Source organism: Kribbella sp. NPDC051770 (assembly GCF_040681455.1).
GTDB lineage: Bacteria > Actinomycetota > Actinomycetes > Propionibacteriales > Kribbellaceae > Kribbella.
Map to the genome: position 1 here is coordinate 851,838 of NZ_JBFAYT010000002.1, position 18,763 is coordinate 870,600.

At 70.9% G+C, this 18,763-nt stretch carries 18 protein-coding genes; 5 read left to right on the forward strand and 13 right to left on the reverse strand.

The genetic code is table 11. The features are described from left to right. The first annotated feature begins 12 nt into the window (after positions 1-12). Complete coding sequence (locus AB0M01_RS10710; RefSeq protein WP_363667816.1) at positions 13-1,056, forward strand: glycosyltransferase; 1,044 nt, start codon at positions 13-15, stop codon at positions 1,054-1,056. Then, the gene (locus AB0M01_RS10715) at positions 1,040-2,248 is read left to right on the forward strand and encodes a hypothetical protein (RefSeq protein ID WP_363668100.1); all 1,209 of its coding nucleotides are present in this window, start codon (positions 1,040-1,042) and stop codon (positions 2,246-2,248) included. Before AB0M01_RS10710 ends, AB0M01_RS10715 begins: the two co-directional genes overlap by 17 nt. Here the strand turns inward: AB0M01_RS10715 and AB0M01_RS10720 are convergent. Continuing rightward, positions 2,217-2,798, reverse strand: coding sequence for a TIGR03086 family metal-binding protein (locus AB0M01_RS10720; protein ID WP_363667818.1), 582 nt, complete (start codon positions 2,796-2,798; stop codon positions 2,217-2,219). The two genes, AB0M01_RS10715 and AB0M01_RS10720, sit on opposite strands and share 32 nt — an antisense overlap. Before the next feature lie 96 nt (positions 2,799-2,894). On the opposite strand from AB0M01_RS10720, the gene AB0M01_RS10725 reads away from it, so the two are divergent. Genes AB0M01_RS10725 through AB0M01_RS10735 form a run of 3 tightly spaced genes read left to right on the forward strand, consistent with a single transcriptional unit; the run spans position 2,895 to position 4,714 of the window. Beyond that, positions 2,895-3,347, forward strand: a complete 453-nt coding sequence (locus AB0M01_RS10725) for an SRPBCC family protein (protein ID WP_363667820.1) — start codon at positions 2,895-2,897, stop codon at positions 3,345-3,347. A 40-nt stretch (positions 3,348-3,387) separates the two neighbouring features. Continuing rightward, on the forward strand, positions 3,388-4,362 hold the full coding sequence (locus AB0M01_RS10730) for an aldo/keto reductase (protein WP_363667822.1): 975 nt from the start codon (positions 3,388-3,390) through the stop codon (positions 4,360-4,362). Between the two features lie 10 nt (positions 4,363-4,372). Next, positions 4,373-4,714, forward strand: coding sequence for a YciI family protein (locus tag AB0M01_RS10735; protein ID WP_363667823.1), 342 nt, complete (start codon positions 4,373-4,375; stop codon positions 4,712-4,714). 4 nt (positions 4,715-4,718) lie between these two features. On the opposite strand, the gene AB0M01_RS10740 is transcribed toward AB0M01_RS10735, so the two are convergent. From AB0M01_RS10740 to AB0M01_RS10795, 12 genes are all read right to left on the reverse strand, one after another. After that, positions 4,719-5,006, reverse strand: a complete 288-nt coding sequence (locus AB0M01_RS10740) for a hypothetical protein (protein ID WP_363667825.1) — start codon at positions 5,004-5,006, stop codon at positions 4,719-4,721. A gap of 31 nt (positions 5,007-5,037) precedes the next feature. Beyond that, positions 5,038-6,186 carry a VWA domain-containing protein gene (locus AB0M01_RS10745; protein ID WP_363667827.1) on the reverse strand — a complete coding sequence of 383 codons (1,149 nt, stop codon included), beginning with the start codon at positions 6,184-6,186 and terminating at the stop codon, positions 5,038-5,040. Then, positions 6,186-8,372 (reverse strand): DUF5682 family protein, encoded by a 2,187-nt coding sequence (locus AB0M01_RS10750; RefSeq protein WP_363667829.1) that lies wholly within the window; start codon positions 8,370-8,372, stop codon positions 6,186-6,188. The genes AB0M01_RS10745 and AB0M01_RS10750 overlap by 1 nt, the downstream gene beginning before the upstream one ends. After that, complete coding sequence (locus AB0M01_RS10755) at positions 8,354-9,433, reverse strand: AAA family ATPase (RefSeq protein ID WP_363667830.1); 1,080 nt, start codon at positions 9,431-9,433, stop codon at positions 8,354-8,356. Before AB0M01_RS10755 ends, AB0M01_RS10750 begins: the two co-directional genes overlap by 19 nt. Continuing rightward, positions 9,430-10,821, reverse strand: a complete 1,392-nt coding sequence (locus AB0M01_RS10760) for a DUF5691 domain-containing protein (RefSeq protein WP_363667832.1) — start codon at positions 10,819-10,821, stop codon at positions 9,430-9,432. The genes AB0M01_RS10755 and AB0M01_RS10760 overlap by 4 nt, the downstream gene beginning before the upstream one ends. A 25-nt stretch (positions 10,822-10,846) precedes the next feature. Further along, entirely contained in the window at positions 10,847-12,139 is a 1,293-nt protein-coding gene (locus AB0M01_RS10765; RefSeq protein WP_363667834.1) for an SWIM zinc finger family protein, read from the reverse strand. Positions 12,140-12,211: 72 nt separating this feature from the next. Beyond that, positions 12,212-14,410, reverse strand: coding sequence for an MDR family MFS transporter (locus AB0M01_RS10770; RefSeq protein WP_363667836.1), 2,199 nt, complete (start codon positions 14,408-14,410; stop codon positions 12,212-12,214). 278 nt (positions 14,411-14,688) lie between these two features. Next, positions 14,689-14,895 (reverse strand): DUF3072 domain-containing protein, encoded by a 207-nt coding sequence (locus AB0M01_RS10775; protein WP_363667838.1) that lies wholly within the window; start codon positions 14,893-14,895, stop codon positions 14,689-14,691. A gap of 71 nt (positions 14,896-14,966) precedes the next feature. Next, complete coding sequence (locus AB0M01_RS10780) at positions 14,967-15,905, reverse strand: amidohydrolase family protein (RefSeq protein WP_363667841.1); 939 nt, start codon at positions 15,903-15,905, stop codon at positions 14,967-14,969. A gap of 76 nt (positions 15,906-15,981) precedes the next feature. Continuing rightward, entirely contained in the window at positions 15,982-16,875 is an 894-nt protein-coding gene (locus AB0M01_RS10785; RefSeq protein WP_363667843.1) for an SDR family oxidoreductase, read from the reverse strand. 110 nt (positions 16,876-16,985) lie between these two features. Next, positions 16,986-17,726, reverse strand: coding sequence for an SDR family oxidoreductase (locus tag AB0M01_RS10790; RefSeq protein WP_363667845.1), 741 nt, complete (start codon positions 17,724-17,726; stop codon positions 16,986-16,988). Between the two features lie 97 nt (positions 17,727-17,823). Next, positions 17,824-18,759, reverse strand: coding sequence for a LysR family transcriptional regulator (locus AB0M01_RS10795; protein ID WP_363667847.1), 936 nt, complete (start codon positions 18,757-18,759; stop codon positions 17,824-17,826). Positions 18,760-18,763: the final 4 nt, after the last annotated feature.

Here is an 18,763-nt window from a genome sequence, read left to right on the forward strand (position 1 = left end):
GTCTCGGACGCCATGAGCACCTCCGTCGCCATCGCCGTCATCACCTTTCGGCGACCCGAGCTGCTGAAGGACCTGCTGGACAGTCTGCAGGCCCAGGAGCTGCCCGCGGACAGCGACTACGCCGTACGCATCGTGGTCGTCGACAACGACGCGGCCGGCTCGGCCGCCGAAGTGGTTGCCGCGTCAACCGGCCCGTACGAGGTCATCTCGGAGATCGAGCCCGAGCCCGGCATCCCGTTCGCCCGCGAGAAGTCGGTCCAGCTCTGCTGGGACGACGACGCGCTGATCTTCGTCGACGACGACGAGGTCGCGCCCGCGGGCTGGCTGGCGACGCTGCTCGGCGCCTGGGAAACCACCGGCGCGGACGTGGTGACCGGCCCGATCCAGGGCATCCTGCCGCCGGACGCGCCGGCCTGGAACCGGTACAGCGACGTGCACGACTCCACCGGCAAGCACAAGACCGGTGACGTGCTGAACAAGGCGTACACGAACAACACGCTGGTCGCGCAGAAGGTGTACCACCAGGTCACGCCGGCCTTCCACCCCGCGTTCCGGTTCACCGGCTCCAGCGACCTGCACTTCTTCCTGCGCGTGCACCAGGCCGGGTTCCGGATCGTCTGGTGCGAGGAAGCCCGGATCACCGAGGACGTGCCGGCGTCGCGGACGACGCTGCGCTGGCTGGTCCGGCGCGCGTTCCGGTCCGGCAGCGGCGACAGCATCTCCCGGGTGCTGATCCGGCCGGGCCTGGCCAGCATCGCGAAGGCGCTGGCCTATGCTCTGGCGCGGATCGGATCGGCCTTCGTCTACGGCCTGGCCGGTCTGGTGCTGGTACGCAAGACCTATCTACTGAAGGCCGTTCGCCGGTTCTTCTCGGGCATCGGCAGCCTCGCGGGCATAGTAGGGATCAACCATGACGAGTACCGGGAACGGCACCACACCGACGGTGGCGACGCTGTGCCACGCGATCTGGCAGCTGGAACGGGAGCTGGATCTGCTGAGCTGGCGGATCCAGGGCGCCCACCCGTGGCCGATCATCCGGATGCGCGTCTTCCATGAGCTGACCAAACGCGGCGGCATCCACGGCGAACCGCACCCGGTACGCCGTACGCGGTCGGACAAGGCGCGACTCGTCGGCAAGCACGTAGCCGGCGTCGTCGGGAAGAACCCGTTCCTGGCCGGCGGCACGTACGACGCCCTGGTGGTGCCGCACCCGCGCAAGCCAGCCGGGATCGAGATCTACACCGACAAGCTGCGCACCGAGCTCGGCTCGTCGGCGCTGGTCCTCGACTCCGGGATCAACGGGACGCCGCTCGCGGGCAGCCGGAACCTCGACTTCTTCACCTCGGCCGCGGGCGCGGTCCGCAGCCGCTCGATCGACGCCCGGACCACGACGATCGCGAACGCGCTCGAGGCGCTGACCGGCGTCAAGGTCCCGATCGGCGCGCTGGTCGCCCGGGAGATCCCGAAGCACCTGCGGCTGCGCACGCTCTACCGGGCGCTGCTGCGGCGGCACCGGATCAAGACCGTGTACTCCGTGGTGTCGTACTTCCACCAGCACATCACCGGCGCGGCCCGCGACCTCGGCGTACCGGTGGTCGAACTGCAGCACGGCGCGATCAGCCCGTACCACCTCGGCTACAGCTACCCCGGCAGCCCGGTCGTCGCCGACCAGCCGGACGAGCTGTGGTGCTTCGGCTCGTACTGGGAGACCGTCGCCGAGCTGCCGGCCGGGATGACGACCGCGGTGATCGGGGCGCCGTTCCTGCCGGCTGCCGACGAGTCGCTGAAGGTCGGCGACCAGGTGCTGTTCCTGTCGCAGGGCACGATCGGGCGGGAGCTGTTCGACTTCGCGGTCGCGTTCGCGGGGTCGCGGCCGGAGCTGGACGTGGTCTACCGGCTGCACCCGAGCGAGCACCTGTCGGACTACCTGCTGCCTGTCGACAGCCGGCTGCGCGTCTCTGCCGGGTCGGCTGAGTCCACGGTGGAGCTGCAGCGGGCGGCGGCGTACCAGGTGGGTGTGTCGACGACGGCGCTGTTCGAGGGGATGGCGCTGGGCTGCCGTACGGCGGTCGCCGAGCTGCCCGGGCACGAGTACCTGCAGCCGGTGGTCGACCGCGGCGACGCGCTGCTGGTGCCGGACGCAGCAACGCTGGCGGCTCGGATCGACTCGGCGCCGCTGTGCGCGGACAGCTCGGTGTACTACGCGGCCGACCAGCTCAGCGCCGTACTGAAGGATCCCTCCCGATGAACCCGAGCAGGCGGTCCTGGAGCGGGGCGTCTGCCGGAACAGGGATCTCGGGGCCGAAGACCTCGACGTCGGGACCGAAGGCGCCCGGCGTGCGGTAGAGCGTCATCATCTCGGCCGGGATCGCGGTCGTACTGCGCCAGAGCCGCTCGACGTCGGCCGGGTCGATGGTCTCGTCCTGGCCGGTGGCGCGGGCCAGGTCCCAGCCGTGCAGCACCAGGTCGTCGCTGACCACCTGGTCGATCTGCGCCTCGGCGGTCATCCTCCCCGCCGGGGTGTCGACCTCCTGCGCGGCGAGCTCGGGGTTGTCGAGCACCTCCTCGACCGCCTTGCGGGCCGCACGGAACGTGGTGAGCGGGTCGTCGTCGTTGCCGAACGAACGGCCCACCGGCCCGAGCATGTAGCCGTGCATCGCGATCACGTGGTCGACCACGTCCCGCGCCGTCCACTTCACACAGGGCGACTGGTTGCCCCAGTCCCCTGCTCCGACCCTCGCGACCTTCTCCTCGAAGGCCTGCGCCCGCCGCCTGTACCGGTCCCCGATGTGTGCCATCGGGCCACCCTGCCACCCGATCGGCCGAAACAGAACCGTCTGAGCCGCCCGTCGCCGGGTACCGGGGCGGCTCGCTGACGATGAGGAGGTTTCGTGATGAGTGGCATCACGCAGTCCGTGGACGTCGCCGTACCGGTCACGACGGCGTACAACCAGTGGACCCAGTTCGAGTCCTTCCCGCAGTTCATGGACGGGGTCGAGGAGGTCCGCCAGCTGGACGCCACGCACACGCACTGGGTGACGCGGGTGGGCGGCGCGACCCGGGAGTTCGACGCCACGATCACCGAGCAGCACCCGGACGAGCGCGTCGCGTGGAAGTCGGACTCGGGGCCGCACCATGCCGGCGTGATCACCTTCCACCAGCTCGACCCGACCACCACCCGGGTGACGGCTCAGATGGAGATCGACCCGGAGGGTTTCCTGGAGAAGGTCGGCGACAAGCTGGGCGTGGTCGAGGGTCGCGTGAAGGGCGATCTGCAGCGCTTCAAGACGTTCATCGAGGCGCAGGGCACGGAAACCGGAGCGTGGCGAGGCGACGTCCCGCGGTAGCCGAACGATTCTGTCGGTGGCAGTTCGTACTGTCACCGGCATGCGTTGGGTGGAGCTCGGGCGGACCGGTTTGGCGGTGAGTGAGCTCGGGCTGGGGCTCGCTTCGTTGGCGGGGATGTTCGCCGCGGTGCCGGAGCGGCAGGCGGTGGCGACGATCGACCGGGCCTGGGAGCTCGGGGTGCGGTTCTTCGACACGGCGCCGGTGTACGGGTACGGGGTGTCCGAGCAGCGGGCGGGGACGGCGTTGCGAGGGCGGCCGCGGGACGCGTACGTGCTGTGCACGAAGGTCGGGCGGTTGATCGAGCCCGGGGGCACGGACTTGCAGCCGATCTGGGCCGAGCCGCCCGCGGGGATCGGGCCGCGGCTGGACTACTCGTACGGCGCGGTGATGCGCTCGTTCGAGGAGAGCCTGCAGCGGATGGGGATCGATCGGATCGACATCCTGCACATTCACGATCCCGAGCTCGACTACCCGACGGCTTCGACCGAGGCGCTGCGGGCGCTGGTGGAGCTGCGCGACCGGGGGACGATCCGGGCATTGTCGCTCGGGATCAACCATGCGGATGTCGCCGCGAGGTTCCTCCGCGAGGCGAACGCCACGCCGGACTGCGTGCTGATCGCCGGGCGGTACAGCTTGCTCGACCAGACCGCCGCCGCCGAGTTGCTTCCGCTCGCGCAGCAGCTGGGGGTCGCGATCATCGGCGCGGGGGTCTTCCAGGGCGGGCCGCTCGCGGTGCCGAGCAAGAGTTCAATCTCTGTGCGGTATCCACCGCTCCCGCCTGAGGTCGCCGGTCGCCTCGACCAGCTCCGCAGGATCAGCGACCGGTACGGCGTACACCTGCCGGCCGCCGCGCTGCAGTTCCCGCTCGCGCACCCCGCGATCCCGGCCGTGGTCGTCGGCGCCCGCACCCCGGCCGAGATCACCGAGGTCGCGGGGTACCTCGACCACCGCATCTCCCCGGCGTACTGGCGCGCCCTGGAACAGGCGGGCCTGATCCCGCTACGGTCGGCCTGAGGAGGTGCGGATGCGATTCGCGATGATGCACAAGACGAACCCGGCACTCGAGGCCGGCGAGGCGCCGGATCCGGAGATCCTGGCCCGGGCCGACGCGGTGCTGGAGGAGATGCGCCAGGCCGGCGTGCTGCTCGTCGCCGAGGGCCTGCTCCCGAGCAGCTACGGCGCGCGGGTCAGCTTTCCCGACGGCCCACCGCGGGTGCTGGACGGGCCGTTCACCGAGACGAAAGAGCTGGTCGCGGGCCTGTCGATCATCCGCGTCGCCTCGAAGGAGGAGGCCGTCCGCTGGGCCCTGCGCTTCGCCGAGGTCGACCCCGGCACCGAGATCGACATCCTCCAGCTCGCCGACTGACCACTCAGTCGAACGAGCTGAGCACACCTTCCTCCGCGCTCACCAGCGCGTCGATCGCCGCGAAGAAGGCGGCGATCCCCGGCAGGTTCGGACCCTTCGCGCTGCTCTCCTTGTAGTCCTCGCTGGTCTCCCACTCGACGATGTCGAGCCACTCGTCGTCGGCCAGCTCGACGAGGCGCGCGGAGACGAAGCCCTTCCGGTCCGCCGCGAAGTCGGCGAGCATCCCCGGGCGGGCGGCCAGCAGCTCGTCGCGCCGGGCGGCCTTGAAGCGGGTCAGTTCCACAGCAGTCATGGTAACCATCCTTGATAGTCAGTAATGATGACTATATCAGGTTCACCGCGGCCCACTGCCCGATGTCCTCCCGGCGGATCGCCGTCGCCATCAGGTCCGGGAAGAGATCCGGCGTACAGGCGAACGCCGGGATACCCAGATCGGCGAAAGCCGCCGCGTTGTCCGCGTCGTACGACGGCGCGCCCGAGTCGGCCAGCGCGAGCAGCGCGACGACCTGGACGCCGGAGTCGACCAGCGAGCGGGCCCGCCGCAGCAGTTCCTCGCGGTTCCCGCCCTCGTACAGGTCGCTGATCAGCACCACCACGGTCTCGGCCGGCCGGGCGATCAGCGTCTCGCAGTACGCCAGCGCCCGGTTGATGTCCGTCCCGCCACCGAGCTGCGTCCCGAACAGCACGTCGACCGGGTCCTCCAGCTGGTCGGTCAGGTCGACGACCGCCGTGTCGAAGACGACCAGGCTCGTCCGCAACGACCGCAGCGACCCCAGTACGGCGCCGAACACGCTCGCGTAGACCACCGACTCGGCCATCGACCCGGACTGGTCGATCGCCAGCACGATGTCGCGCTGGACGCTGTGGTTGCGCCGCGCGTACCCGACCAGCCGGTCGGGGACGATCGTGCCGAGCGCCGGCGAGAAGTGCTTCAGGTTGAGCCGGACCGTGCGGTCCCAGTCGATGTCCGCGTGCCGCGGCCGGGCGGTCCGACCGGCCCGGTCGAGGGCGCCGGTGACGGCGGCCCGGGTCCGCTCGGCGAGGCGTTTCTCCAGGTCGGCGACGACCCGGCCGACGACCTCGCGCGCGGTCTGCTTGGTCTCCTCGGGCATCACCTCGTTCAGCGCGAGCAGCGTGCTGACCAGGTGCACGTCGGGTTCGACGGCGTTCAGCAGCTCGGGCTCCATCAGCATCCGGGTGATCCCGAGCCGTTCGACGGCATCGCGCTGCATGACCTGTACGACGGAGCTCGGGAAGTACCCGCGGATGTCGCCGAGCCAGCGCGCCACCCGCGGCGCCGACGAGCCGAGCCCGGCCGACCGCTTCGTGCCGGGCTCACCGCGCTCGGCGTCGTACAGGGCGGCCAGCGCCGCGTCGACCGACTGGTCCTGCTTCGACAGCGTCGTACCGGTCTCCGGGTCGGCCTCGCTGCCGAGCACCATCCGCCAGCGGCGCAGGCGTTCGTCGTCCATCACACCCCCAGCAATCGGGCGACGGTCGGCAGCACCGACGCCGCCAGCTCGGCGTCCAGGTCATTGTCCTCAGCAACAATCCGCACCGGCCCGCCCAGCGCCTGCGCGCGCTCACCGATCGACCGTCGTTCCGGCTTGGCGAAGGTCCCGAAAGTCCTGCGCAGCAAGGGCAGAACCTCCAGGAACGCCTCGTCCGGGATCGCGGCCAGCCACCCGTCGACCAGCCCGAGCAGCCGCTCGTCGTGCACGAGCAGCAGGCCGCCACCGGCCAGGAACCCTTCCACGTACCCAGCGGCCTCGCCGGTCGGCGTCCCCGGCGACAACGCGCGTCCCAGCCTGAGCGCGACTTCCGCAGCCGAAACGCGCGACGTGTCGAGCATCAGCCGCGTCAACCGCCCACCGATCAGCGGCGGCACCGACGTACGGTCGCTCAGTCCTTCCAGCGTCGCCAGCCAGAGCTCGCGCGACTCCGCGGAGAGCAATGCCGTCGCGTCCTGCACCCCGTCGATCCGCTCCAGCACGGCCGCGGCCGCCTCCGGATCGAGCCCGTGCACAGTCCGACCGAGCCCGGCGCACACCCGGGCCACCATCCGCTCGGCAACCGCTCCGAGCCCGGCCGTGTCACTTCCCCGTACGTCGCCGTACCGCGCGGACCTGGCCAACGCGGGCAGTGCGGCCATCAGATGCCCGACATCCGCATCCTTGGCCGCGCGCGTGTCAACGCCCGCAAGCAAGGCCGGCAACGCCTCGGCGAGATCCGCGAGCAACGACCGCTCCAGCGCCGCGGTCACCTCGGCGAGCGTCGACGAGTCAGCAGCGGCCGCGAGCATCTTCGTCGTCGCCGCCCCCGCGACCGTCGTACCGTGCGCACCCGCAGCAACGAGATCGACCTCGAGCCCGGGATCCCAAGCCAGCTTCCACATCTCGCGGAACGTGCCCTGCGCCCGCCGGTCGTCCGAGGTCGGCCGGCCCCAGTCGATGCCGAGGATCCGCAACCGGTGCAGCAGATGCGACTTGTCCCGGTCGTTCTCCTTGCGCAGATCGAGATCGATCACCCGCTCGGCCGGGTCGCGCTTCAACCGCAGCCGCCGCGCCTGCGCGGCCAGATCCGCCGCGACCGGCGCCTGCGGCGTGTCACCGGGCACGGTCCCGAGCAGCTCACCGACGACCGCTTCCCGGGTCACCAGATCGAGCAGTACGTCGTTCCCGCCGCACAGTACGGCGCGCGTCGCCTCGGTCATCTCGCTCAGCCCGGCGAGCGGCCGTTCCCGCAACGCAGCAAGGGTTTCCGCGAGCCGCACGGCCTCGATCACGTGTGCGCTCGACACCGGCAGGTCCTCGGCGCGCAGCACCCGCGCGACCTTGGTCAGCCAGCGCGTGGTGATCTGGTCGGGCGCGGTGAACAGGTGGTGGTACCAGCCCGGCGAGGTCACGCCCGCGCCGTACCCGCTCGCGTTGGCCAGCCGGCTGTGCGTCCACGGCACCCAGGTACAGGCGACCTTGCGCTTGGCCAGGCCCTTCAGGATCCGCGCGTCGTGAGTTGCCGGAGGCAACGGTGCGGTCAGCGCCGGGACGTGCCAGGCGCCGCAGACCACGGCGATCCGCTCGAAGCCCTCCTTGATCGCCTTGCGCAGCGTCTGCCGCATGTACGCCTCGCGCTGGGCCTCGCGGCCGGTCGCCTCCTCGCCGTGCCGCAGCTCGCCCATCGCCTCGGCGATCACCGTGAACGGCTCGGCGCCGTCGCGCCGGTGCTCGATCACGTCGTCCCACCAGCGCTCCGGGTCGTCGTACCCACCGGCCGCCGCCAGCGTCGCGAGCGGATCGATCGACGCACCGCGCTCACGCTCCGACGACCCGAACATCAACGCCGCCGGCAGGTCGCAGAACCTGACCGGTACGTCGCTCGCGAGCGCGAACCGGATCGCTTGCCACTCCGGGCTGAACACCGCGAACGGCCAGAACGCAGCCCGCGTCGAGTCGTCGACGGCATACGCCAGCAGTGCGACCGGCGGCACCATCTCGGGGTCCGCGGCCAGCTCGACCACCTTGTCGGCCTCGGGCGGACCCTCGATCAGCACGATGTCCGGCTGCAGGTCCGCCAGGGCAGCAACCAGCGCCCGGGCGGACCCCGGGCCGTGGTGCCTGATCCCGAACAGGTGGACCGACATCAGCTCAGGTCCCGGCACGCCCGGTAGAAGTCCGACCAGCCGTCGCGCTCGCGGACCACGGTCTCCAGGTACTCCGACCAGACCACCCGGTCGGCCGACGGGTCCTTGACGACCGCGCCGAGGATGCCGCCGGCCACGTCGTACGAGCGCAGGACGCCGTCGCCGAAGTGCGCCGCGAGGGCGAGCCCGCCGGTGACGACGCTGATCGCCTCGGCGGTCGACAGCGTCCCGGACGGCGACTTGACCGCGGTCCGGCCGTCCTCGGTCCGGCCGGAACGCAGCTCGCGGAAGACGGTGACGACGCGGCGGATCTCGTCGAGCGCGCTGTCCTGCGGCGGCAGCTCGAGCGACGCGCCGAGCTGCGCGACCCGGCGGGAGACGATCTCGACCTCGTCGTCGGCGGAGTCCGGCAGCGGCAGGACGACGGTGTTGAAACGGCGCCGGAGCGCGCTCGACAGCTCGTTGACGCCCTTGTCGCGGTCGTTCGCGGTGGCGATCACATTGAAGCCCTTGCGGGCCTGGACCTCACCGGCCAGCTCCGGGATCGGCAGCGCCTTCTCGGACAGGATCGTGATCAGCGCGTCCTGCACGTCGGACGGCATCCGGGTCAGCTCCTCGATCCGGGCGATCTTCGCCTCGGCCATCGCGCGCTGCACCGGGCTCGGCACCAGCGCCGCCTCGCTCGGGCCCTGCGCGATCAGCTGCGCGTAGTTCCAGCCGTAGCGGATCGCCTCCTCCGCCGTACCGGCTGTGCCCTGGACGAGCAGCGTCGAGTCGCCGCAGATCGCTGCCGCGAGGTGCTCGCTGACCCAGGTCTTCGCCGTACCGGGTACGCCGAGCAGGAGCAACGCCCGGTCGGTCGCCAGCGTGGCGACGGCGACCTCGATCAGGCGGCGCGGGCCGACGTACTTGGGGGTGATCTCGGTGTCACCGGCCTGGCCGCCGAGCAGGTAGGTGACGACGGCCGCGGGCGACAGCTGCCAGGCCGGCGGGCGCGCCCTGTCGTCCGTGGCCGCCAGCGCCGCCAGCTCGTCGGCGTACTCGGCTTCGGCATGCGGGCGCATGACGGCAGTGCTCATGACAGCTCCTCATACATCTCACGACGGAAATTCAGGGTCTCCACCAGGCGCAGGCGCCAGGTGTCTTCCTCACCGGTCGACTCACGGGTGATCGGGTGGTTCAGGATCTCAGGCGGTACGGCGCGAGCGGCGGTGCTCGCCAGCCGGGCCCAGCTGCGATGGGTGCCGGCCTTGGCCAGCAGGTCGAGCACCAGCTGAGCCAGTGACGCCGGCCAGGGGACGGGGAGGCCGCCGACGAGCTCGGTGAGGTCAGTGGTCTTCCGCAGGTGCTCGATCGCTTGCGGCCACTGCTCGGCCGGCAGCACCCGGAGCAGCTCGCCCGTGCGACCGTCGGTCGCGGCGTCGCTCAGGAGCAGCGCGGTGGCCCAGTCGACGCGCTGCTCGCGTACAGCTGCCTCGGCCCAAGCTGCTTGGAGCACTTCTGCTGCTACGCCTTCAACCGGTAGCTGCAGGATGTCCGGCGACGGCAGCGGGGCTGCTGCGACGAGCTGCTTCAACCACCCGGCGCGGCGGCCGAGCCCTGGGTGTGCCTGCGGGTCGATGCCGTCGCGCTCCATCGCCTTGGTGACGCGCTCGGGCAGCTGGATCGCCAGGACGCCCTGCGTCTCGGTCAGGTATGCCGCCACCCGCTCAGCCATCCGCTGGCTGTACTGCGAACCGCCGATGCTCGCCAGCAGGTCAGCCGCGAGTCGCCGTACGTCCTTGGCCCGGTCGTCGAGCGCCTGCTCGAGGAACTCCTCGTCCTGTGCGCTCAACCCCGTGCGCAGCGCACCCAGGAACTCCACTCGGGTAGCGGCCGTCTCGCTCGGCCACACCTCCCGCAACGCCTCCAGCGCCGCCAGTGGATCGCTGCTGCGCAACCGCTTGAACCAGGCCCGCCGCTGCAGCGCGTTGCCGTGTGTCCACACCTGCGGGTCGTCGCTGACTGCCTCGTGCAGGAAGCGCCACTCCGGATTCAGCTCCGCCAACCAGGCAGCGCGCCGCCCCGCTGCGGCGACTACCAACGGCCGGTACTCCGCTCTGCCGCGCGCGTAGTCGGCGAGCGCCGGCAGGTGCTCCGGTGGGATCCCCCAGCCCTTCGCGTCCGCAACCCGCAGCCACTCGCCGAGCGCTGCTGACTGGAAGCCTGTGAGCATCGCCGCCAGGCGTCGGATCGCGTTGCTCCGCGGGAGCGGCCGATCGTCGCCTTGAGCTTCCGGCAACGCCTCAATCCCCTGCAGGGGAAGGCGTCCTGCTCGCTTGTAGAGCGTCGCCAGCGCCGCGGCGTCCAGCAGCCCGGCGTCGTCCTTCAGCTGCTCCTGCACAGCAGGAGGAAGCTCGTCGAACGCCGGAGGCCGCCGCTCGGTCCCCAGCAGCGCGGAGGAAACCAGCCCGTCCCAACCCCTCATCCGCACCCTCCCGCGACACGTCCGCTCACACGATCACCGCTCGGTCGCCGTCCCACACCGTCATCGGGCGGAAGCCTGCTCGGTTCCACTCACCTGCGACGGTGATCGGTGCGCCTGCCGAGACAGCCAGCAGCCTCCACGGGTCGAACGTCGGCAGGACCTCCAGCGCTCCGTCTCCGTCGACCAACGCCCAGGTTGAGCCGTTGCGGGCTGGGCGCACGTCCTGCAGCACCAGCGGCCAGCGCTCGTTCCACGGGTCGGCGGTGAGCGACTCGACGTACGCGGCGAGCGCTTGGTGGGTGGTGAGACCGGACGGCCTGGGACCAGGAAGGCGAGGGGCGGTCTGGTTGAGGAGAGCGCGGAGCGGCAGGGCGCCGGGGTAGAACGAGAGCACCGCGGGAAGCAGCTCGCCCGGGCGCGCAGGCAGCGGATCGAGCCGGCGGCCGGCGGGCGCGAACGCGAGGATCAGCGCCAGCCGGCCAGTCGTTGCCCCGCGCAACCAAAGGCGGCGTACGGTCAGCCGGTCGTCAGGCTCGACGACGCGGCCCAGCACCAGCCAGTCGTCCTCGACCTTCTCCCCCTCGGCCTGGACGCGGGCGGTCTCCACAGTCCACCCGATGCGCGTCTGCACGGTGTCGGCCATCGCCGGCGGGAGATCACCCAGACGGCTGTGCGCTGACACGGTCAGGTGGATGAGCGCCAGCTCCTCCAGCAGCTCCCCCGGCCAGCCGTGCCCGCGCCCGACAACCCCGGCTGCTCGTCGTACAGCGCCGGCAACACCAGGCGCCTGCGCGTCGACCATGCGCGCCGCCAGCCGGCTCAGCTCCTCGTACCCACGCTGCTCGAAGCCGCTGAGCCCCTTCCGTACCTGGTCGTCCAGCCAGCTCTCCAGCTCAGCCATCCCCGCAGACACCCGATCAGCCCGCCGCGTAGCCCGCGCCTGCGCGGCCAACGGGTCGGCAACCTCACCAGGCTTCTTCTCAGCCCGCTCAGCAGCCTTCTCCGCGCGACTGCTGCGATCGGCCAGCCACTTGTCGACCCACTCCGGCTCCTCCGCCGTCGGCAACCCTCCAGCAGCCCACAGCAACATCAGCCCCAGCGAGTGCTTGCACGGAAACTTCCGGCTCGGACAGCTGCACTTGAACGCAGGCCCGCTCAGATCCACCGACGTCTGGTACGGCGACTTCCCGCTGCCCTGGCAGTACCCCCAGAGCGCGGCATCGGAGCTACCGGCCTCGGACCACTTGGTGACCCGCGCCTGCGCCTGCCCGGCTTTCGCAGAGGCCGGATCCGGCGCAAGCGCCAGCACCTGCTCCACATCCCAAGGCCCCACTACGCTCCCCGCTCTCGCCTCCGTCTAGACGAGAGCATGCCATCAGCTACAGACACCTCACCCAAAGGCCTGCTGCTCGGACTCGTACCTGTTCGGGTAACCGTTGCCAGTAGGCGTGGCAGGTGGGGTAGGCGGAGGCGCTGGCGTATCCGACAGTCCGTCCCGTACGGCGCTCAGTAGCTGTTGCTCTACTGCTTGCAACCCAGCGATCCTCTGACGGATCGCCTCCTCCTCCGTCCGCGCCGCCGACACGATCTCGTCGGCTTCTGCCTTGGCCGCAACCCGCAGGTGGTCAGCAGTCCGCTGGCTGGCGCTCAGCACGCTCAGCTCGTACCGGCGCAGCTCGTCCACCCAGGCGCCGTCCTGCGGCTGGGCGGCGAGCACAGGTGCCATCGGGTGCTCGCTGTCGACCGGAGGAAGCGTCCGCTCCAGGTCGGCGATCTGCTGGTCGACCCGGGTGAACAGGTCGGCGACGTCCGTGCGCATCTGCCGGATGACCGTCGCCGCGGCGGCGACTCGCTCACTCGCCTCTCGCTCGCGTTCGAGCGCCGTCCGTTCGGCCGAGGTGATCACACCGAGCGCGATCAACGCGTCCCGCTCGGCGTCGTCGGTCGGCTCGGGCAGCACGCCGGCCGACGCCGCACCGGGCGCCGCGGCTGCAGCCAGATCCGCTGGGGCCTCGCCCATCGCCACAGTCCTCCGCAGCGGCACCTCCCGGATGAACAGCACCGCCAGCAAACTCACCACACCGGCGGCCGCGGCGATCAGGAAGATCCGCCCGGTCGCATCGCCGTACGCATGCCGTACGACGTCCGCCACCTGCGGCGGCAACGCACCCACATCCAGCACACTCGTCCCCGGCTCCTGTAGCCCGGCCCCCGGATCCAGCTCCCGCAGGTTGCGCGTGATCAGCTCCGTCACCCGGCTGGCGAGCACCGCACCCAACACCGAAACCCCGACCGCACCACCGAGACTCCGGAAGAACGTCACCGAAGCACTGGCAGCCCCGACCTGGCTGACATCCACCGTGTTCTGCACCGCCAGCACCAGGTTCTGCATCAGCATCCCCATGCCGATACCCATCGCGCCCATGCCGATCGCGAGGTACCAGTACGGGCTGGTGTGATCGATCGTCCCGAGCACCCCGAGCCCGCCGATCAGCAACAACCCGCCGAGCACGAGGTACCGCTTCCACTTCCCGTACCGCGTGATCATCTGCCCGGCGCCCACCGACCCGAAGAACGAGCCGAGCATCATCGGGATCGTCAGCAGCCCCGACTCGGTCGCGCTGTAGCCGCGCGCGATCTGGAAGTACTGCCCGAGGAACACCGCCGACCCGAACATCGCCAGCCCGACCGCCAGGCTGGCCACGATCGCCAGCGCCGTCGTCCGCTCCCGGACCACGGACAGCGGGACCAGCGGCTCCTTCGCGCGGGTCTCGACGATCACCGCGAGGATCGCGAGCACCGCCGTACCGCCGAGGTAGTACGCCGTCTCGCGCGACCACCACGGGAAGTGCGTGCCGGCGAACGACACCCAGACCAGCGGCAGACTCGCGGCACCGCTGATCAGGATCGCGCCGAGGTAGTCCATCCGCACCTTGCGCTTCAGCAGCGGCAGGTGCAGGTAGCGCTGCAGGACGACGAGGCTGATGATCGCCAGCGGCACGCACACGTAGAAGCACCAGCGCCAGCCGAGCCAGTCGGTGTCGACGATGACGCCGCCGAGCAGCGGCCCGCTGACCGTGGCGACCGCGACGACAGCGCCCATGTACCCCGAGTACCGGCCGCGGTCCCGCGGCGGGATCGCGGCGCCGATGATCGCCTGCGCGAGCGCCATCAGACCGCCCATCGCCAGCCCCTGCAGGACCCGCGCCCCGATCAGGAACGGCACGTTGTGCGCCATCCCGGCCAGCGCCGACCCGATCACGAACAGCACGATCGCCAGCTGGACGAGCAGCTTCTTGCTCATCAGGTCGGACAGCTTGCCCCAGACCGGCGTCGAGACCGTGGTCGCCAGCAGGCTCGCGGTGATCACCCAGGTGTACTGCGTCTGGGTGCCTTCGAGGTCGGCGATGATCGTCGGCAGCGCGTTGCTGACGATCGTCGAGCTGAGCATCGCGGTGAACAGCGCGGCCAGCAGACCGACCAGGATCTCGAGGATCTCCCGGTGCGTGAGCTCGGGATCGGCGGCGCGGGCAGGGGCGGGAGCGGGTGCCGGAGCAGGCGCGGCGACCGGGGTCTCGGTGACAGCCATCGGGGGTGGATCCGTCCTCACGCAGTCGTTCGGCCGGAGCAGCCGGTCGGGCTGCTCCGGGGCGGAGTACGGCCTCCAGGTCCTCACCCAGGCCTTATTTGGTTGCAGTAGGAAACTGTAAGGCAGCTCAGCGTCACCCTCGATGCCGGGTCAGCCATCGGGTTGTTCGACCTGTTCCAAGCCGCGGTACGCGCGTAACATCCGTTGGCTGTTGAGCGATCAACAGCGGGAAGCCTCGGCGGAGCTGTCAGGGCCCGCCGAGGCTTCCACCGGATTCGTCAACTGCCGGCGCCGCGCCCGGTCCGGGTCTGCAACTCGTCGATCAGCTGCGAGGCCGCCGCTTTGGTCAGCCCGGCCGGCACCTCTTCGCCGGCCTCCTGCGCGAGGGTGTGCAGGTAGGACTCCTGCGGCCCGGTCATCGGCTCGTCCCCCGTCGTCCAGTCCTCCGGTTCCTTGTCCGGCACTGGATGCACGTCCTGACTCATCGGTCCTCCTCGTTCGAACACCAGCTCGATTACCGGCCCCAGTACCCGCGCCGGTACCTCGCATGCATGTGTCAGGACGCGCGGTTGAGAAGCCGTACGGCGTTGGCGGTGGTCCTGGGTCGCCAGCCCTCAGCAACCGCCGCCTCGTCCAGCGCCGCGATCTGGTCGGCCACCGCCTCCACCGGCGTGAAGCAGTGGTCGCTGCCGTACAGCAGGTGGTCAGCACCCGCCACTGCCTGCAGCGCGGGCAGCTGGTTCGGCACCGGCGTACCGGCGACGTCGTACCAGAGGTGCTTGAGCTGGTCGGTCACGCTGGGCAGGTCGCTGGTCGGAGCGAACGTGTCGCGGAACAGGTCGAGCCGGTCGCCCAGCAGCGGGATGACCCCGCCGGCGTGCGTGACAACGAAACGGATCCGCGGGTAGCGGGTGAAGATCCCGCTGAGCACCAGGTCGGTCACCGCACGGGCGCTGTCGAACAGGAACTCGATCATCGACCGGGGCCGGTCCAGCGAGACCTGTCGCCACTGCGGCGGCGAGGTCGGGTGCAGGAACACCACTGCCTCCCGCTCGTCCAGTGCGCGCCACAGCTGCTCCCAGGACGGGTCGCCGGGGTACTGCCCGCCGGCGTTGCTGTTCAGGATGACGCCGTCGGCCCCCAGTACGTCGTACGCGTGCTCCAGCTCGACCAGCGCGCCGGCGACGTCGGGCAACGGCAGGCTGGCGAAGAACCCGAACCGGCCCGGGTGGTCCTTGGACAGCTCGGCCGCGGCCTCGTTCATCCGCCGGGCCAGCACCTGGGCGCGGAAGTCGTCGCCGAAGTGCACGCCGGGCGAGGACAGCGACAGGATCGACCGGGCGATCCCGTTGCGGTCCATCAGCTCCAGGTGCCTGGCCGCGCTCCACACCGGCCAGCCCGGCATCCCGTCCGGCCGCAGGTGACCGGCCCGTTCGGCCGCGTCGACGTACTCCTTGAGCAGGAAGTGCGCGTGCACGTCGATCAGTTCACTCATCGGTCTCACCTCCGTCGGGGTCCGGGCGGGCGGGAGCGAGGGCGACCGGTTCAGGCCGCCCTCGCCGGGGTCGTGGTCACGCGCTGGTCGGGTGCAGCAGGTCGTCGAGCTCGACCCGGCGCAGGAACTCCGAGCGGATCCGGTCGGCGACCGCGTTCACCACGGCGGCGCCGTCGTCGGAGGGGTCGACGTGGACCCGGAACGGGCGGCGGCCCTTCTCGGTGTCGACGACCCGGACGATCTCCTTGGCCACCTCGGCGACGTCGGCCCACGCGGGCTCGAGCTCGCGCAGCTTCTGGCTGACCTGGTCCATCATCCCGGCGTACCTGGTCTCGTACGCCGCGACGATGTCGGTGTCGGCGGGCGAGCCGCTGTGCGCGAAGTGGTTGGTGCCGTGGGTGAACGAGCCCGGGACGACGATGGTCGACTCGATCCCGAACCGGGCCACCTCGAGGGCGTAGCTCACCGCGAGCGCGTCCATCGCGGCCTTGGCGGCGAAGTACGGAGCCAGGTACGGCGGGGTGCCGCCGCGGGTGCTCGAGCTGCCGACCCAGAGCAGCAGGCCGTCCTGCTGCTCGCGCAGGTGCGGCAGGGCCGCGCGGTTGAGCCGCTGGGTGCCGATCACGTTGGTGTCGTACAGGCCGGCGAGCTGCTCGGGGGTGAAGGCTTCGGCCGGCCCGGTGACCATGTGCCCGGCGTTGTGGATCAGGACGTCCAGCTTGCCCTGCTCGGCCAGGACGGTTTGGACCGCCTGCCGCGCGGACTCGTCGGAGCTGATGTCCAGCTCGACCGTGCGCAGGTCGACCGAGTTGTCCTTGGCGTAGTCGGCGGCCTCGGCCGCGGCGGCGGTGTTGCGGCCGGCGACGTCCCGCATCCCGGCGTACACGATGTGGCCGGCGTCGGCCAGCGCGCGGGCGGTGAGGGCGCCGAAGCCGCTGGAGGCGCCACTGATCAGGATGGTTTTGGGCATGGCGAGGTCTTCCTTTCAGGCACGCAGTCTTTCGGGCAGGCAGAAGCCAAGTGAGGGTGAGGGGTGGAGCGAGGGGCGCGGGCGCCGCAGGGGCGGGCGCCCGCGGCGGATCAGGCCGCGGAACCGCCGTTGGCGTAGATGGTCTGGCCGTTGATCCAGCGGCCGGGTCCGGCCAGGAAGGCGACGATCTCGGCGATGTCCTCGGGCTGGCCGAGGCGCTCCAGCGGCGGCTCGGCGATCATCCGGTCGATGAGCTCCTGCGGCTTGCCGGCCATGAACAGGGCTGTCTCGGTCGGGCCGGGGCCGACCGCGTTGACGGTGATGTCGCGGCCGCGCAGCTCGCGGGCCAGGATCAGGCTGATCGAGTTCACCGCGGCCTTGCTGGCGGCGTACGCGGAGTAGTTCGGGCGGGCCAGCGTGGTGAGCGAGCTGGAGATGTTGACGATCGCGCCGCCGTTGCGCAGCCGGCGGGCGGCCTGCTGGTCGACCACGAAGGTGCCGCGGACGTTCACCCGCAGGTGCTCGTCGAGGACGCTCAGGTCCAGGTCGGCGAGCGGGCTGAGCTTCATGATCCCGGCCGCGTGCACCAGGACGTCGATCCCGCCGAACTCCCGCTCCGCGGTGTCGAACAGCGCGTTCACCGAGTGCTCGTCGGCGACGTCGGCCTGGACGGCGATCGCGCGGCCACCGGCCTGCTCGACGTCCTTGACCGCTTCCTCGGCCTCGGCCTTGCCGCCGCTGTAGACGACCACCACGTCGAAGTGGTCCTTGCCCAGGCGGACCGCGGTCTCGCGGCCGATCCCCCGCGACCCACCGGTCACGATCGCCACCCGGTTGGTGTTCTCCGTCATCGTCGATCTCCTTCGTGCTGCTCGGTGCGTTCTTGCTGACACCAGAAGCTTCCCGCGCCGGATGGATCAAGTCCAACGACTCAACTCGATGGGTGGATCAATTCTGTTGATGCACCAGATCCTGACCGGGCAGCGTCCCCGGCGGGTGGTTCAGGTGCGTGACGACCAGCCCGAGCAGCGCCCGGAGCGCGACCGACGGTTTCCGCTTCCGCAGCGTCGCCATGTACAGCGACCACTGGAAGGTGTTGTCGGTGATCGGCACCGCCCGGATCGCCGGCTCGTCGGCCACGGCGTACCCGGGCAGGATGCCCAGCCCGACGCCGTGCCGGACGAACTGCACGCCGTTGTCGATCCCGAGCGCCTCGACCACCACGTGCCGGCCGATCCCGGCCGCGTCGAAGGTCTGGTCGATCAGCGACCGGGTGCCGAAGCCCGGCGGGAAGTCCACGAACGCTTCGTCGGCCAGGTCCGCCAGCTCGACCGAACGCCGCCGGGCCAGCCGGTGCCCGGTCGGTACGGCGAGCACCTGCGGCACCTGCAGCAGCTCCCAGGCCGTCAACTCGCGCGGCACGCTGCCCGCGCCGACGCCGAGGAAGCCGACCTCGATGTCGCCGTTGCGCAGCCCGGCGATCACCCCGGCCGACCCCTCGGGCTCGACCCGCAGCTGCAGCTCGACATTCTGGTGCCGGCGCCGAAACTCACCCGCCGCGGCGGGGAGATCGATCAGCCCGAGCCCCGGCAGCAGCCCGACGCGCACCGTCCCGCGCATCCCCGCGCCCAGCTCGTCGACGACGTCGCGGGCGCCCTGCACCGCGTCCATCACCGCCAGCGCCTCCGGCAGCAACGCCGTACCGGCCTCGGTCAGGACGACGCGCTGTGCGGACCGCTCGAACAGCGTCACCTTCAGGTCGCGCTCCAGCGACGCGATCGCCGCACTGACCGCGCTCTGCACGACATGCAACCGCCGGGCCGCGAGCGTGAAACTCCGCTCGTGCGCCACCGCGACGAAGTACTCCAGCTGCCGAAGCTCCACGGCA

Excerpts from the sequence above, each read along its gene's own strand:
- AB0M01_RS10710 (WP_363667816.1), top strand. The coding sequence starts at position 13 with ATGAGCACCTCCGTCGCCATCGCCGTCATCACCTTTCGGCGACCCGAG.
- AB0M01_RS10715 (WP_363668100.1), top strand. The coding sequence starts at position 1,040 with ATGCGCGTCTTCCATGAGCTGACCAAACGCGGCGGCATCCACGGCGAA.
- AB0M01_RS10720 (WP_363667818.1), bottom strand. The coding sequence starts at position 2,798 with ATGGCACACATCGGGGACCGGTACAGGCGGCGGGCGCAGGCCTTCGAG.
- AB0M01_RS10725 (WP_363667820.1), top strand. The coding sequence starts at position 2,895 with ATGAGTGGCATCACGCAGTCCGTGGACGTCGCCGTACCGGTCACGACG.
- AB0M01_RS10730 (WP_363667822.1), top strand. The coding sequence starts at position 3,388 with ATGCGTTGGGTGGAGCTCGGGCGGACCGGTTTGGCGGTGAGTGAGCTC.
- AB0M01_RS10735 (WP_363667823.1), top strand. The coding sequence starts at position 4,373 with ATGCGATTCGCGATGATGCACAAGACGAACCCGGCACTCGAGGCCGGC.
- AB0M01_RS10740 (WP_363667825.1), bottom strand. The coding sequence starts at position 5,006 with ATGACTGCTGTGGAACTGACCCGCTTCAAGGCCGCCCGGCGCGACGAG.
- AB0M01_RS10745 (WP_363667827.1), bottom strand. The coding sequence starts at position 6,186 with ATGGACGACGAACGCCTGCGCCGCTGGCGGATGGTGCTCGGCAGCGAG.
- AB0M01_RS10755 (WP_363667830.1), bottom strand. The coding sequence starts at position 9,433 with ATGAGCACTGCCGTCATGCGCCCGCATGCCGAAGCCGAGTACGCCGAC.
- AB0M01_RS10760 (WP_363667832.1), bottom strand. The coding sequence starts at position 10,821 with ATGAGGGGTTGGGACGGGCTGGTTTCCTCCGCGCTGCTGGGGACCGAG.
- AB0M01_RS10770 (WP_363667836.1), bottom strand. The coding sequence starts at position 14,410 with ATGGCTGTCACCGAGACCCCGGTCGCCGCGCCTGCTCCGGCACCCGCT.
- AB0M01_RS10775 (WP_363667838.1), bottom strand. The coding sequence starts at position 14,895 with ATGAGTCAGGACGTGCATCCAGTGCCGGACAAGGAACCGGAGGACTGG.
- AB0M01_RS10780 (WP_363667841.1), bottom strand. The coding sequence starts at position 15,905 with ATGAGTGAACTGATCGACGTGCACGCGCACTTCCTGCTCAAGGAGTAC.
- AB0M01_RS10785 (WP_363667843.1), bottom strand. The coding sequence starts at position 16,875 with ATGCCCAAAACCATCCTGATCAGTGGCGCCTCCAGCGGCTTCGGCGCC.
- AB0M01_RS10790 (WP_363667845.1), bottom strand. The coding sequence starts at position 17,726 with ATGACGGAGAACACCAACCGGGTGGCGATCGTGACCGGTGGGTCGCGG.